Here is a 15,122-nt window from a genome sequence, read left to right on the forward strand (position 1 = left end):
AAGAAAAACTTATGGAGATCCTTCCTTACGTACCAATGACAAGTTTTCATTACATGCTGATAGTCAGATGACAGCGTCTTATTGCTCAGTTTGTAACTTTTGTGTCTATTGTGACTTTTCATAGCATATGTCTTACGTTTTTGTTCCCGTAAAGCTTTAAAGCTTTCGGGATAACAAAAAAAGTCAAGGCTGTGAGTAAATGGCTAAATTTCAATGCCTGCGATGACAAATCACAAACTCACCCCGTGAAAAAACGGGGCTCAAACAGTGTGATTTATAAAGTGTACGTGTGGCATTGAAATTCTTACGACCTCCGCTAAAGGCTTTGGCCGTCAGCGGAACGCCATTTTCTCAAGGCCGTTCAGGTTGTCATTATCCACAAAATCAATAGAAAGTTGTTGGAGGCCTCAGGATGACTACCCTTTTTTAAGGATTTTATATCGAACTCACGTTAAAATATTATTCAATTGTCTCGAAAATCAAGATTATAGGTGAGGCCCAGTTGAAAAGTATGGTTTCTTTCCATTCTCTCTCCGTCCGGTTTGATGGCAAAATGATTAAGATAGCCGGTTTGCACATTGAAATTTTTGTCGAAGCGCCAGCCTAAACCAGCATAAAGTCTATTTTGGTCAAGAATATTTTTCCCAATGCCCTTTCCAAAGCCCAGGAATACTTCATCATATAGGGCCAGAAACAGTGTATTGTCAGTTAGCTCCTTATTTGTCAGAGGGACTGATACAAGCAGCCGGTATCTTGCCCGGTTGCGGAAGTTAAACCCGGCATTTTCATAGCCATCATCCTGGCCAGGCACCTTTTTTCTCATCCATCTTTGCTCGAGCCGGTAACGATGATTAAAGTATAACTTTCCAAAGGTTTGATTCGTGATCAGTTGCTGCCATATCCGGTGCTCAGGGAAAGTATAGGCTATCGGCTGAGCTCCATAGGGATAAGACACGATCCATCCATACCCTGCAGAGATTTGAAGACTGTTTTTAGTGTAATAATCCACTCCCAGCCTAAGCAAAGATTGCTGAGCATCGTCTACTAACCCATGTCTGCGCCATTGGTACTCGGTGTGTATGCCCCAATGATCAGACAAACGGTGATTTCCAAAGTACATATACCAGGCATTAAACTGGCTATCAATTTCCTTTTGAGCGAGGACATGGCTTGTGGCTAGTATGATAAGAAGTAGGGTTAGATATGTTTTAGTCATGTTCTGCGATTTCCTTTTATAACGATGAAATATATGCACCTGTTTAACAAAGCGTGCTGCAAAATTAAAGGCTATGACTTTTTTAGTCTTACCGTTCAGACGAATATATAACAGCTAATAAATTTTAATGAGATTACAACTTCAGCGGATAGCTTCGATTCCTCCTCGTGGCAAGCCCCATATCCGTTAACTTAAGCACTCCGCTAGGAATTCAATGCCTGTAGACCTCGTAAAATGATGGAAAAACTCTAAATCCAATCAATTTCTTCCTCACATTGAGTTATCACCTCACCCTGGAACAGGCTGAATATAAGCACAGAAGAACCGGAAGGTGTCTCAAAAGTCAAAAATTTAATTTAACAGTCATTCTGACGAAGGAAGAACCTTCCTAAGATTGTGAATTCTGCCTTTGAAACTGAGTAAGGTCCCTCGTTGCCTACCGATGACGCATATCTCGGGCTTTAATTTCGTCATCCCATTTTGTGCATTTTGTTAAAAATGTTAAGTCTCAGGATGACTTTGACTTTTGAGACACCTTCATGTACAGACTGCAGTAAAAGCACAGGTTTTTGATGGGTGAGGTGTGAAACATGTATTTTCTAAAAGTCATAGTTTCTTTAAGTTGCCGCGTATGTCCTCTGGGACGATATTTATTGTTAAGTTAACAGCTATGGTGGCAAGCCCGGGACGGCGCAATGACGATAAATTGTGAGTTTTCTTAGAAACACTAAGTAGTGTCTCTGAAGCAAGCACCAATGTCTGCGCTATGCTTGCCCCATAAATGCTCATCCCCAGGAGACTCCGCTTTTCGGTACTTTACGAGCCTTGAACTTGACCGTTTCTTAAAGCCACTTGGAGTTCTAGCAAGCACTAAATAGCATTGAATTCGGATGAAGGCTGTGGTTATCAACCTCTAAACAGTCTCCCTTTTCTTACAGCATCAGATAAGGCTACAGGTATTTCTGCTTCAGCTTGTATCACCTTTGCATGGGCTTCCTGTACGCGGGCTAACATTTCCTGTTCAAGAGCCACAGCCATGGCGCGCCTCTTTTCGGCCTTTGCATTTGCAATATCGAGGTCTGCCCGCGCCTGATCTATTTGAAGCATAGCGCCAATATTTTGCCCGATGTTAATATCAGCGATATCAATAGACAGTATTTCAAATGCCGTGCCGGCATCCAGGCCATTCGCCAATACGGTTTTAGAGATTTCCTCCGGCTTTTCAAGTACATCAATATAGCTTTTTGCTGTTCCAATTTTGGAAATGATCCCCTGACCCACACGGGCCTGGATAGTTTCTTCACCTGCTCCGCCTACCAACCGCTGGATATTGGTACGCACTGTTACCCGTGCTTCTGCAATAAGCTGAATGCCATCTATCGAAACGGCCGTAATAGCCGGAACGACTATGATGTAAGGAGTTACGGAAACCTGAACGGCACGAAGCACATCTCTACCGGCCAGATCAATAGCTGTTGCCTGTTTGAAACTCAGCCCCAGGTTAGCCTTATCCGCTACGATCAGTGCTTTAATGACATTTACAAGGTTTCCGTGTGCCAGGTAGTGGGTTTCAAGGTGTTGAGTGGTTACATTTTGTATGCCTGCTTTTGTGGCAAGGATCAATGACCTGACGATAAGTCCGGGAGGTACCTTTCTAAATCTCATGAACACAAGATCAAAAAGATTGACGCTCACACCTGAAAATATGGCGGTAATCCATAGATTAATAGGAAAGATAAAGAAAAACAACCATAGTGCTACCAAAATGGCACCAATCAAAACAAATGAAGATATTGGCATGGGAATAATGTAAGTTGAATAATACGAATTTAGGTTTAGTTTTCGTATCTTTTATGTTTATGACGGATTATATTATTCGAGCCATCCTGATCGAAGTGCTACTCCCTGGAGGTAGGAAGTAATGATGCCGTTTTAAATTCATCATGCCGTAATCATCTCATAAACGAAATAAGCGATGATCATCAGGATCATTACGCCATACATGAGCAGGTCGACACGGACATAATCTTTATATTTCTTATACAGCGCTACCAACTTTCTCATTTACATTGCCAGATCAAATTCTACAAAAAAGGTAGCCCCTTCACCTTCAATACTTTTACACCATATTTTGCCAGACATAGCTTCTACATATTTCTTGACAATTGACAGCCCCAGGCCAGTGGAACTTTCATTGCCGGTTGGGCGGGCGCTCAGCTTCTGGAATTTACCAAATAGCTTTTTCATATCTTCTTCGCTAATACCGGGGCCCTGGTCTGTTATCTCGAACAAAGCTTTGTCGTCAACTACCTTCTGTCTTATAATGATCTTTTTATCACATGGAGAGAATTTCACGGCATTTGATATCAGATTTTCATAAACCTGGTAGGTGTAGTCACAATCAAGATAAGCGGTGATATTATCGTCAATATCTGTGGTTAATTTGATGTTCTTTTCCCTGGCCACTACCTCAAACCTTTCTGCTGTATCTCTGGCAATGGCTGACAGATCAATATTTTCCAACCTGAGGTTAAGCTGTTGAGATTCTATTGCTTCTATATCCAGGATCTTTCCGATCATCTCATTGAGTCTGTTCGCACTACCCTCTATGGTGTCCAGGTACTTCATCATTTCATCATTACCTTCGGTGGTTGTCAGTTTGATAATGCTGATCATGCCTTTGATCTGATTTAGAGGGCTTTTAAGGTCATGGGCAACAATTTCTATCAGGGTATTTTTCTCATTATTCAGATTGATCAGCTCCTCATTCTTTTTCAGGATCTCATCTTTCTGTTTTTGCACTTCGGCATGCATTTTTGAAATAGTCTCATTCGCCTCATGCAGGTAATCCGTCTGATCCAGCATAGCTTCCTTCTGTTGCTCCAGCTCCTCATTCTTTTTCAGGATCTCCTGGTGGGCAGCGCTTAATTTTTCAGCCTGTTCACTGATTTGCTTCTTTTGCTCACGCAGCTCCTCATTTTTCTGGTATATCTCCTCATAGGCATCTTCGAGGTTATCAGCCAGCAGCATCAGGTCTTTTTTCTTATATTCTAACAGGTAGTTGTCCGAGATCACCGTTTCATTGGTCTTCTTCAGGTGCTCAATTTCCCGGCGAAGGTTAAGCGTTTCCTGCTCAACAGCGCGACCAAATTGTGAATCGAGTAGTTCTGATTCTTTCTCCAGCCTCTCAATGTCTATGCTCAGCTTTTTTCTATAATGCTGAAGTATGGAGGCAATAGTTTCGGGATCATGGTTGTCAAATGTAGCTTCCAGCTCCTCAACGAGTTCCAAAATATGCCTTTTGGTACCTTTTATGCATTTTTGAATGCCACGGAACTTGGTCATAACTGAATTCATCATTTCCAGGCTTGGTTCTTGGTTGAATAAGATTGCCAGGAGTATATACTACTAAATGTAAAAATGTAAATCGGAGATACTATTATTTTATTCGCTTTTTTAGTTTTACCGGTTCCCGGCTCTTTCTCATCCTGATATTTATGAACTCTACTATCAGTGAAAAGAATACAGCAAAATAAATATACCCCTTAGGCACATGATAGTGGACAGCTTCAATGCCCAGCATAAAACCAATCAGTATCAGGAATGATAACGCCAGGATCTCCAGTGTAGGGTGCTGACCGATAAAATCCGCAATTTTCTTTGAAAAAATCATCATAACCAATATGGAAACCACAACGGCAATCACCATAAGAATAACGTGATCGGTGAGTCCTATGGCTGTTAATATAGAATCGAAAGAAAAAATAAGATCAAGTAGTATGATCTGTGTGATCACTGAAAATAAGGTGCCCCCTTTTTTTGCGGTTTCTTCAGCTTCGGCACCTTCCATTTTGTGGTGTATCTCCATAGTACTTTTGAAGATCAGGAAAATACCACCTACCAAAAGGATAATATCTCTACCGCTAAAATCTATTCCAAACAGGGTGAACAGGGGTTGAGTAAAAGTGATCACCCAGGTGATACCCAAAAGGAGACCTATACGGAAAACAAGCGCCAGTGTAAGGCCTATGAGCCTGGCTCTACCTTGCTGATGATGAGGGAGTTTGTTCGAAACAATAGAAATAAATATGATATTGTCTATCCCCAGTACAATCTCCAGGAACGTAAGAGTAAGCAAAGCAACCCAGGTTTCAGGTAGTAGAAATATTTCCATCCCGTAAATATATAAGAAAATATTTTTCCGAAGTTAGTGAACCTTCCCAAGTGTTAAAAAGATGGGAAATGTAACCGTCTTTTTGCCTGGCCACATGTCGGCCAATTTACTGACTAAAACCGGTAAGGGGCTCTCATTGTTTAGCTTGATATATTTTTGAACGGCAGACCAAGAGTTAAGGTAACCCTCCATCTCAGATAGTGTCCATTCAATTTTATAGTAAAACCGGGCTGCCTTTTTATCGACCAACGGGAAGTTTATCCTGTTGTACCCCTCCAGCAATATTTTTCTTTCATCATCCCAATACTCACCAAGCACAACATCATGGAAATTCCTGACACATAAGTCGATTTGTGTATTGATGGTTAATAATTGGTAGCCCCAATAGGCCAAAATACCTTTGGAATGAATGACGCGTTGTACTTCCCGGTAGAATTTCCCGGGATCAAACCAGTGCAGCGCCTGTGCAACTGTTATAAGGTCTGCTGAACCTGCTGATAGCTGCGTCTTTTCAGATGGAGCCATAAAGTAGTGTATATTATTTCTTTTGGGTGCCTTTTCTAATTGTTGCTGGCTAATATCCGAAGCATGGACCAACTTAAAGCGATTGGCCAGTTCAACAGCCACCTGACCATTACCCGTGGCACAATCCCATGCTGTGTTAAAACTGCTAACCTGGCTGTACAAGAATTCATATAGCTCCTGTGGATAGTGCGGGCGGTACCTGGCATAATAGTCTGCTTGTGACGAAAAATTATCCTTTACTGTCATTGCAAATGGGTTTCTGAATTGCCTCAATCCGGCTCTTCACTTAAAAATATCAACTCTTCCGGCTAATTCTACGGTTTGGTAACTCTTTTTTCGCTTCGGGTATTTCCTATATGATCTTTGAAGAAGATTTAAACGGAGCAAACTTCATGAATAGATATTTTACCATTATTGCTTTTTGCTTATCATTTTCTGCCATTAATGCTCAGTCTTTGATTTCCGGTGTGGTTACTGACCAGAAGGGTGGAGCGATCATAGGCGCCAATGTTTTTATTGCAGAAACCTATGATGGAGCATCAACTGATACCAATGGCAGATTTCGCTTTACCACTACTGAAACGGGCTCCCACCAGCTAAAAGTTACTGTTATAGGTTATGCGAACTACGAAGAGAAGTTGGTACTACCGATCGAGAAACTGGAAGTAAGTATAAAAATGGTTGAAAGTATCAACCAGCTTGAGGCAGTGGTTATCACTGCGGGCTCTTTTACGGCCGGGGAAGAAAAAAGCCGGGAAGTGCTAAAGCCCTTGGATATAGTGACAACAGCCGGGGCTACAGCGGATATTCCCGGTGCACTAAATACCCTTCCTGGCACTCAAAAGGTTGGTGAAACAGGAAGACTGTTTGTCAGAGGAGGAGAGGGATATGAAACAAAAACTTTTATAGACGGGCTTGAGGTAATGGGCGCCTACTCACCTTCTGCCCCGAATACACCAAGCCGAAGTCGGTTCTCTCCATTTATGTTCAGTGGTACCAGCTTTAGTACCGGTGGGTATTCGGCCGAATACGGACAAGCGCTTTCATCGGCTTTAATCCTGAAAAGCAAAGATGTGCCGGAGGAAACCCGCACAGATATCTCGCTTATGTCTGTGGGAGCAGATGTTTCACATAGTCATGCCCTAAGTAAGGGTGCCGTGGCCGGAAAACTTCAATATACCAATCTCACCCCATATTTTGAGGCCGTCAGTCAGAAGATGAAGTGGGATGAAGCCCCTCGGTCTGCAGACGGTAATGTTATGTTCAGGAAGGAATTAAAAAAGGGTGATATGCTGAAGCTGTACACAAACTTCAGTTGGTCAGACTTCACCGTTTACCAGTCCGGGATCTTACCTCAGGATATTGATGACAGGGTGGCGTTAACAAATTTTTATAACTACTTCAATACCAGTTACAGGAGTATTCTGAATGACCGCTGGACAATGCAATCGGGAGTTTCATATACCCGTAGCGAAGAGCAAACAAAGGTAAACCAGGACAATTATAAAGAAGCAGTGCAAGGACTTCATTTTAAATCGGTCTTTACTCATGATGCATCGGAAAAAGTGGCGCTCACTTTTGGTGCGGAGCATTTTACAGAGGACTATAATTTCGGATATCCGGGAGAGGCAGGCCTGGAACAAGATCTGAGCTTCGACAAAAACACCACAGCCGCATTTGGTGAAGCTGAGGTATATACTTCTAACAGATTTGTAGCAAGAGTTGGCATTAGGGGAGAGTACAACTCACTGCAGGAAGCAGGTTACTTTGCTCCGCGCACCTCGATGGCATTTAAAACCGGGGAGCATAGTCAACTATCCGTTGCATATGGGGTGTTTAACCAGACAGGCACCAATGAGCTGATCAGAATCAGATCAGATCTGGAAGATGAAAGAGCGCAGCACTATATCATCAATTATCAGCATGAGATCAAGGGGCGAACATTTCGGGTAGAAGGCTATTATAAAGATTATGACAACCTTATTAAGTTTGGTGACAACAATTTTGATCCTTCAGGTTATACTAATGATGGCAGTGGCTATGCCCGGGGACTTGACGTTTTCTGGAGGGATAATATAACTTTTAAAGGAGTGGATTACTGGCTCTCTTATTCTTTCCTGGATACTGAAAGAGACTATCGCAATTTTCCCTATCGGGTGAGGCCTCGCTTTGCATCAAAACACAATTTTTCGGCTGTTTTTAAATACTTTATCCGCTCGTTGAAAACTCAGGTCGGGGGCACTTACAGCTATACAAGTGGCCGGCCTTATCACAACCCAAACCTGGCAGGATTCAACACTGAGGAAACACCGGCTTACCATGACCTGAGTATGAACTTCAGCTATTTGATGAAGACGAATGTCATTATCCACGCATCAGTGACTAACGTGCTTGGTATTGACAATGTGTTTGGGTATGAAAGCAGCGCCCAGCGAGATGAAAACGGACAGTACGTGTTGCGTGCTATCAAGCAACCTGCACCCCGGTTTATATTCCTTGGTATATTTATCACCCTGTCAAAAAATAAATCTGTGAATCAATTGCCAGTGTTATAGGAAGTCTGAAACCGTAGCGCAGCGGAGGTTCACGAGGGAATGTGGGCATGGTTGCGTGTATGAGTAAATCTGAAATAGGAAATAGTAAATAGGAAAACCAGAAACAAGCAACCAGAAAAATTATGAAAACTGCACTATTATCATTGATGATGCTGCTGTGGATACAGCTAGCTCAGGCCAACAAATACGAAAAGGTCATGTTGGAGGCCATTGAATCACTCTACCAGGCAGACAGCATAAGCCAATACCAGGAAGTGATCAACAAATTTGACAGAATTGCTGCCAGAGAAGCGGATAAGTGGGAACCGCTTTACTATGCAGGCTTTGGGTATGTAATGATGGCGAATAAAAGTCAGCAGGCCTCTATTAAAGACCAATATTTGGATTTGGCCATGAGGAAGGTGAACAAAGCACTTGATTTGGCCCCCGGGGAGTCAGAGCTAATGGCTTTGGAAGGATTCATTCATATGATCCGTGTTACTGTTGATCCGGCAGTACGAGGACAGCAGTATGCACCACTAAGCATGCAGGCATTTGGAAAAGCCATAGCGCATAACCCTGACAACCCAAGGGCGCTATACCTGATGGGCCAAATGGAGTATGGCACGGCACAGTTTTTTGGGGCGGATACCAGTGAAGCCTGTGGTAAGCTGAAGTCCGCAGTTGAAAAATTTAGCACCTATATATCAGACAATCCACTCGCGCCCACCTGGGGGAAGAAAGGGGCAGAGTCATCGGCAGAAAGATGCGGAAAGTGATTAGTGATTAGTGATTTACGATTTACGAAGTACGAAGTACGAATTAACCATTAACCATTAACCATTAACCATTAACCATTAACCAATAACCAATAACCATTAACCATTAACCATTAACCAATAACCAATAACCATTAACCATTAACCATTAACACAATGAAAACACTATTATTTATTGCAGTGTTCTTAGCTGCCGGGGTGCTGAATGCACAGAGTAACGATACCCAAAGGCTAGTTAAGCTGACGGTAGAAGTAGAGGGTGAATTACCTTCCAGGGGAAAGCTATTATTAACGCTTTTTGATTCGGAAGCCGCGTGGCTTAAGAAAGAGGTGAAGGCCATGTCAATTGACGTGACATCAACAAAAGATTATGTATTCGAAATTGAAGGTTTGCCGGTCGGGACATATGCTGTTTCCATTATTCATGATGAAAATAATAATGGAAAGCTGGATATGGGTGTGATGGGGCCTGAGGAGGGGTATGGCTTCTCAAACAATGCCAGGAGTATGTTCGGACCTGCGCCTTTTCACAAAGCAGCTATGGAAGTGCCCGAAGACACCAAAACAACAATTCAAATTAAATAATGTGAAATGCTTGAAAAAGGCAGTAATCCGATCCCGAAAAAAGCCTTAAAAAAGCTTTCGGGAGAAGGATCTTCCTAAGTTGTTGGTAGTATCCTTGAACTTAGTAAGGTTCTTCGTGCCTTCCGAGGCAAGTTCGGGGATCTTAAAAACAGGTTTTTAGGTTATTTTTGAATACGAATACAATTTAATCGGTTCTACTATATCGAACTCACATTAAATAAATAACGAATCGAAGAATTAGCGTCATCGGTAACGAAGTACGGCAATCACCTCTTAAGTACGTTAAAGAAGAGGGGATTGCCGCACTTCGTTCGCAATGACGATGAGTCGTGAGTTTTCTTACAAACATTAGTTAAGTCTGACTTCAATAAGAGGGATTGTCAACATGGAGGCATCTTTCAAAGACATTTTATCTTTGATTCTTAGTGAGGCCCCTCTTTTTAGAGGTACTAAATACGGGTGCATATAATTTTTGTGCCCGGCAGGGTGGAGGGATGTCTTTGTTTTATAGTATATTGGATTTTTTGACAATAATTTAAGTCTTTAATGATCACTTTTCCAAAAGAAAAAGCGTTTTGGGTCCGGCAGGGTAAGGATCTGTTGGTTATTTTTTTTCTAAGTCTTCCATTCGCCTACATAGTATGTCAAAGCTGCATACACGACACCGATAGGTTTTTGAAGCTGATTGTCATTAACTTTTGTGTTTGGGCAATTTTGTGGAAAGGGAATGAAGCTACAAACAACTTAGTGGATAAGTATTATAGTTGGTTGCAGCACCCGGGAAAAAGGCTGATAGCAGGTGTCCTTGCGCATGCTGTTTTTACTGCAATAGCAATTACAGGTATTTTCTACTTTTTTAAGTTCGTTTGGGATATCCATTTAGGATCTTTTCAATGGACACTCCTAATTTCCATAATAGTTACAATGGCCATATCCCTGGTGCTTCACAGCATATCTTTTCTGAAATCGTGGCGAACACTGGCGGTGGAAAGTGAGCGAATGAAAAAGGAAGTGATCAGCTCAAAGTACGAGTCGCTGAAAAACCAGGTGAACCCACATTTTCTATTCAACAGCCTCAATGCCCTGAGCAACCTGGTATATGAAGATCAGGACCAGGCTGTGAAATTTATTAAAAAACTGTCTGATGTCTACAGGTATGTGCTGGAATCGCGCGATAAAGACCTGGTGGAGTTAAGTACAGAACTGAAATTCGCGGAGTCTTACCTTTTTCTGCAAAAGATCAGGTATGGAGAAAGTCTCATTACGTCTATTGATGTGCGAAATACGGATCATTATAACATTCCGCCACTTGCGCTTCAGATGTTGTTGGAAAACGCCATTAAACATAATGTGATATCAGCAGACGAACCACTACATATGAGCCTATACCTGGAAGATGGATATTTAATGGTGGTAAATAACCTCCAAAAAAAGAATATTATCAAAGGAGAGTCATCAGAAATAGGTTTGTCAAATATTAAGGAGCGGTATTCATTTTTGACTGACCGGCCGGTGACAATAAGCAATAAAAACCAGAACTTTGCTGTCGGACTACCCTTGCTAAAGTAGATAGATATGGATGTATTGATCATTGAAGATGAACGGCCGGCAGCTACAAGATTAGAGAGGTTGCTTAAAAACCATAACAATCAAATCAACATCCTCAATAAAATTGACTCGGTCAAAAAAGCTGTACAATGGTTGCGATTACCTGGAAATCAACCACAACTGATCTTTATGGATATCCAGTTGGCGGATGGTCTAAGCTTTGAAATTTTCGAGCATGTAGATATTGAAGCACCTGTGATATTTACCACTGCCTTTGATGAATATGCCCTAAAAGCGTTCAAGGTAAACAGCATTGATTACCTGTTAAAACCTGTCGATGAGGAAGAACTGGCCGGAGCTTTTGAAAAGCTGGAGCGGCTTGCTCTAAACCACCACCCAAGAATAAACGTGATGGAGCAAATTAACGAAGCCATGGCTATGCTCACTAATAAATACAAAAGCAGGTTTGTTATAAAAGTAGGGGAGCACATCAAGTCTATCGCGGTGGATGATATCCAATACTTCTTTAGTCGTGATAAGGCGTCCTTTTGCTGTACGTTCGATGCAAAAAATCATTTATTGGACTATTCGTTGGAGCAAATAGAGGCAATGGTAGACCCCGGTAGGTTTTTTAGGATCAACAGGCAATATCTTATTTCATTAAATGCTATTAATGACATCATTAGCTACTCCAACAGCAGGCTCAAAATAATATTAAACCATTGCTCTGATCAGGGTGTGATCGTAAGCCGCGACAGGGTAAATGATTTTAAGAACTGGCTGGACAGGTAAGTGAACCGGATTGTCTTTCAAAATTTTTTTTGTGGTTTTGTGCCAATAGAATGTTCAGAATATTAAATTGTCCTGATTTTATCTTTCAAGAGGTATGGTGAAAATTAGCGAAGTAACCTGCGTCAATTGCGGTATGCAGTCAGGCAGCAACTTTTGTGGTAATTGTGGTCAAAAAACGGCCGTTAAGCAATTGAAATGGGGGACACTGTTTGGTGAGCTCAATCAGCGCGTGCTGGGGATGGATAATAAGTTTGTAAAGACCATAAGAGACCTGACCATTAGGCCGGAGCAGGTAATTTCATCTTTTATAGGCGGAAACAGAGTAAAATATATTGGTCCTATTGGGTATTATTTCATTCTGATTACTGTCTACGTTCTCATCGTGTCGATATTTAAAATCGACATGATCAGGTTCACTCAAGGAACAAAAGAGTTAATGACACCTCTTGGAGCTGATATGGAAGAGGGTGTAGGTTTGCAAAGATTTATAATGGGGCATATGAAGGTTCTATCATTTATGATTATGCCATTTTTTGTTGCAGCCAATTACCTTCTTTTCCTAAAAAAAGGATATAATATAATTGAAACAGCCGTAGTGGCATTTTATGTACATGCCCACTCGCTTAATTATACCATTCTTGCTGTCTTATTTTTTCAACTCACCGACATTAATACCAACTATTCCATGTTGGTGGTTACACTACTATATATGGGATTTGCCTATTCCAGATTTTATACGGGCAACAGATTATGGTCTTTTGTAAAGGGTATTCTAACTTATTTTATTGGACTTCTACTTGTAATGATACTGGTCATGATTATCACAGTTATTGTGGCTTTTATAAATCCCGAATTAGTAAAAAGCATTATACAGCTTAAGGATTAGTATCAAATTCATTGGATAGCTCCTGTAGCTTTTTCAATTCTTGGCCATACATAATTTGCGTGACTTTCCAGGCTACCAGGTAGCACGTAATTGTGATCAGTAGCACAGGTGCGATGGAGGATGTGCCCAACTCACTTAAAGAATAGCTGCCATATTCATAATAATAAGCATTTGAGCAATATAAAAGGTACAAGACAGCCGATAACGCCGGGATCAGAATTTTGTAAAGAATAATATAACCTTTAAGCCTTTTTATTACTTTCCGTATGGCTACCCCTATACCGCTGTCTTCAAAATCAAACTTATTGATTGTCAGATATTTAATCCGGTAGTGGATACCCAGTATGGTTGCAATTAAAATAAGCTCTCCGCTGATCATGAACCGGCTTTTTAACCCCAGAGCAAAAGTAATAACAATAAAACCTGCTGTGGCTATGAGCATTAGTATTGCATCCCAAAGCATGTTTCTGTTGATCTTACCCACTGCACGCTTAGTTCTGATCTCAAATATGTCATTAAGGGTCGTTTTTGTATATTCTATTTTCGGGCTTTTAGTATTCCATGCCCTTTTAAGTTCGTCAAGTTCCATTATTGCGCAATTAGTATTTCTTTCAATTTCTTTTTGATCCTATTGAGTTTTACGCCAACATTACTTTCTGTCATTCCCATGATGTCGGCTGTCTCTTTATAAGATTTCTCTTCCAGGTAGAGCATTACCAGGGCTTTATCTGTTTCCGATAAGGTATCGATGGCTGCTCTAAGGTTTTCAAATTCATAAGGATCAGTTTTCTCTATCTGCTCTTGCTCTTGTATGTAAATGGCCTCTTCCTTTCTTTTATGCTTCTTTTTTATAGAAGAAATGGCAGTATATAAACTCACACGATACATCCAGGTAGTAACCTTGGCGTCACCCTTAAACCTTGGGTACCCCTGCCACAATTGAAGCAGAATTTCCTGAAAAAGGTCTTCATGATCATCTTGATTATCCGTATATAAATGACATACCTTATGGATAATTTTCTGATGTTTTGCTATCAGGTCCAGAAATTCTTTTTCTTTTGATTTCACCTATTGTATGGATCTCCCGCGTAGATCACTTGTGTAGATTGTGGTTAATTTCTTACAAAATTTATGAAAAAAATAAATTGCACTGTTTTGATACTGTTGGTATGGTTTTGGTTTTTACTGGATTTTATACGTAATTTAGCAAGTCAATATGCCAGTAACTGCCAAATTTAAACTTTTACTCCTTTTCTTGGTGGTTGTAATGGGCTTTTCCGTTACCCATGATGCTTACGCCCAATTTGAAGAGGAGGAAGCTAAAAATAGTCTTTTTTACTACAGTGGGTATGCCGGGGATGAAAAAATTGAGCTAAACCTTCAGATGGAAGACAAACTTGTTTTTGGTTCCTACATCATGGAGCGTACCGGAGACCTCTTTATATTCAAGGGTACCCTTTCTACTGATCGCACTACTTTGGAGGTTCTGATTTTTGATGATCAGGACAAGTATGTAGCTTCCTTACAGGCAGATCTGATCTCTGAAGAGAATAGCTTTGCAAAGGAAATCAAGGGGCGGCTAATTCCCGTTAATAAAGCAAAGCCTGTTGCGGTCAATCTCACAAAAATGGCGGAGCTGGCTAATGCCGCTTATCCGTTTGATACGCAAAGCTCCTATCTTGGAGAGTAAGCTACCCGTGCGAGTAAAGTTTCATGCGATTGTTGCTAATAAAATTTAATGGTTAATTTTTTTGTTAAAAAATATTGATATCCGTGTAACAAAATACTGACATAACCAGTCTAAGTTATAAACAACCAAACCTTCATGTTTAGTATAAAACATTTCAACCTGGAAAAAACATTGCTCCTGTCCCTGAGCTTTTCCATTCTTATGGTTTCTTGTGTTTGCTGGGGCAGGATTATTTCTGAGCATTTTTCTGCCCGGGAGACACTTGTGGAAAGGCCATTAGCGCCTCAGGTAGAAGCCGCCAGGCAAGTAAAGGATCATGCTGTACTATTTTCAGGGGTGATGATCGTTATTTTGAGACACCTGCCTCTGGGGAGCGATGATTAAAAGAGGCTT

Annotated in this window: 16 protein-coding genes; 8 read left to right on the top strand and 8 right to left on the bottom strand. The window is 41.1% G+C overall.

Going from position 1 to position 15,122, the window contains the following annotated elements; genetic code table 11:
• Positions 1-463: 463 nt before the first annotated feature.
• The 6 genes from C900_RS21755 to C900_RS21775 form a co-directional block, all read right to left on the bottom strand.
• Positions 464-1,216: a DUF2490 domain-containing protein gene (locus C900_RS21755; RefSeq protein ID WP_051052955.1), complete on the bottom strand. Its 753-nt coding sequence runs from the start codon at positions 1,214-1,216 to the stop codon at positions 464-466.
• Between the two features lie 906 nt (positions 1,217-2,122).
• Complete coding sequence (gene floA, locus C900_RS21760) at positions 2,123-3,016, bottom strand: flotillin-like protein FloA (RefSeq protein WP_040497277.1); 894 nt, start codon at positions 3,014-3,016, stop codon at positions 2,123-2,125.
• A gap of 141 nt (positions 3,017-3,157) precedes the next feature.
• Entirely contained in the window at positions 3,158-3,280 is a 123-nt protein-coding gene (locus C900_RS30895) for a hypothetical protein (protein WP_009582400.1), read from the bottom strand.
• Positions 3,281-4,576 (bottom strand): sensor histidine kinase, encoded by a 1,296-nt coding sequence (locus C900_RS21765; protein WP_040497278.1) that lies wholly within the window; start codon positions 4,574-4,576, stop codon positions 3,281-3,283.
• Positions 4,577-4,655: 79 nt separating this feature from the next.
• On the bottom strand, positions 4,656-5,390 hold the full coding sequence (locus tag C900_RS21770; protein WP_009582402.1) for a TerC family protein: 735 nt from the start codon (positions 5,388-5,390) through the stop codon (positions 4,656-4,658).
• Positions 5,391-5,423: 33 nt separating this feature from the next.
• The gene (locus tag C900_RS21775) at positions 5,424-6,161 is read right to left on the bottom strand and encodes a class I SAM-dependent methyltransferase (RefSeq protein ID WP_009582403.1); all 738 of its coding nucleotides are present in this window, start codon (positions 6,159-6,161) and stop codon (positions 5,424-5,426) included.
• 146 nt (positions 6,162-6,307) lie between these two features.
• On the opposite strand from C900_RS21775, the gene C900_RS21780 reads away from it, so the two are divergent.
• The 6 genes from C900_RS21780 to C900_RS21805 all read left to right on the top strand — a co-directional run bounded on the left by C900_RS21780 (position 6,308) and on the right by C900_RS21805 (position 13,039).
• Positions 6,308-8,470, top strand: coding sequence for a TonB-dependent receptor (locus C900_RS21780; RefSeq protein ID WP_009582404.1), 2,163 nt, complete (start codon positions 6,308-6,310; stop codon positions 8,468-8,470).
• Between the two features lie 122 nt (positions 8,471-8,592).
• A complete protein-coding gene (locus tag C900_RS21785) occupies positions 8,593-9,228 on the top strand; it encodes a tetratricopeptide repeat protein (protein WP_009582405.1) in 636 nt (211 codons plus the stop codon).
• A 156-nt stretch (positions 9,229-9,384) separates the two neighbouring features.
• On the top strand, positions 9,385-9,813 hold the full coding sequence (locus tag C900_RS21790) for a DUF2141 domain-containing protein (RefSeq protein ID WP_009582406.1): 429 nt from the start codon (positions 9,385-9,387) through the stop codon (positions 9,811-9,813).
• Positions 9,814-10,359: 546 nt separating this feature from the next.
• Positions 10,360-11,382, top strand: a complete 1,023-nt coding sequence (locus tag C900_RS21795; protein WP_051052961.1) for a sensor histidine kinase — start codon at positions 10,360-10,362, stop codon at positions 11,380-11,382.
• A gap of 6 nt (positions 11,383-11,388) precedes the next feature.
• On the top strand, positions 11,389-12,153 hold the full coding sequence (locus C900_RS21800) for a LytR/AlgR family response regulator transcription factor (RefSeq protein ID WP_009582408.1): 765 nt from the start codon (positions 11,389-11,391) through the stop codon (positions 12,151-12,153).
• Between the two features lie 94 nt (positions 12,154-12,247).
• The gene (locus C900_RS21805) at positions 12,248-13,039 is read left to right on the top strand and encodes a DUF3667 domain-containing protein (RefSeq protein ID WP_009582409.1); all 792 of its coding nucleotides are present in this window, start codon (positions 12,248-12,250) and stop codon (positions 13,037-13,039) included.
• On the opposite strand, the gene C900_RS21810 is transcribed toward C900_RS21805, so the two are convergent.
• The gene (locus C900_RS21810) at positions 13,029-13,628 is read right to left on the bottom strand and encodes a hypothetical protein (RefSeq protein WP_009582410.1); all 600 of its coding nucleotides are present in this window, start codon (positions 13,626-13,628) and stop codon (positions 13,029-13,031) included. The two genes, C900_RS21805 and C900_RS21810, sit on opposite strands and share 11 nt — an antisense overlap.
• Positions 13,628-14,107, bottom strand: coding sequence for an RNA polymerase sigma factor (locus tag C900_RS21815; RefSeq protein ID WP_009582411.1), 480 nt, complete (start codon positions 14,105-14,107; stop codon positions 13,628-13,630). The genes C900_RS21810 and C900_RS21815 overlap by 1 nt, the downstream gene beginning before the upstream one ends.
• A 187-nt stretch (positions 14,108-14,294) precedes the next feature.
• Here C900_RS21815 and C900_RS21820 point away from each other — a divergent pair, with 187 nt between their 5' ends.
• Positions 14,295-14,729: a hypothetical protein gene (locus C900_RS21820; RefSeq protein ID WP_157494119.1), complete on the top strand. Its 435-nt coding sequence runs from the start codon at positions 14,295-14,297 to the stop codon at positions 14,727-14,729.
• Between the two features lie 135 nt (positions 14,730-14,864).
• Positions 14,865-15,113 (top strand): hypothetical protein, encoded by a 249-nt coding sequence (locus tag C900_RS21825; protein WP_009582413.1) that lies wholly within the window; start codon positions 14,865-14,867, stop codon positions 15,111-15,113.
• Positions 15,114-15,122: the final 9 nt, after the last annotated feature.

Origin of the sequence: Fulvivirga imtechensis AK7 (assembly GCF_000331535.1) — a bacterium.
In the GTDB taxonomy this organism is placed as follows: Bacteria; Bacteroidota; Bacteroidia; order Cytophagales; family Cyclobacteriaceae; genus Fulvivirga; species Fulvivirga imtechensis.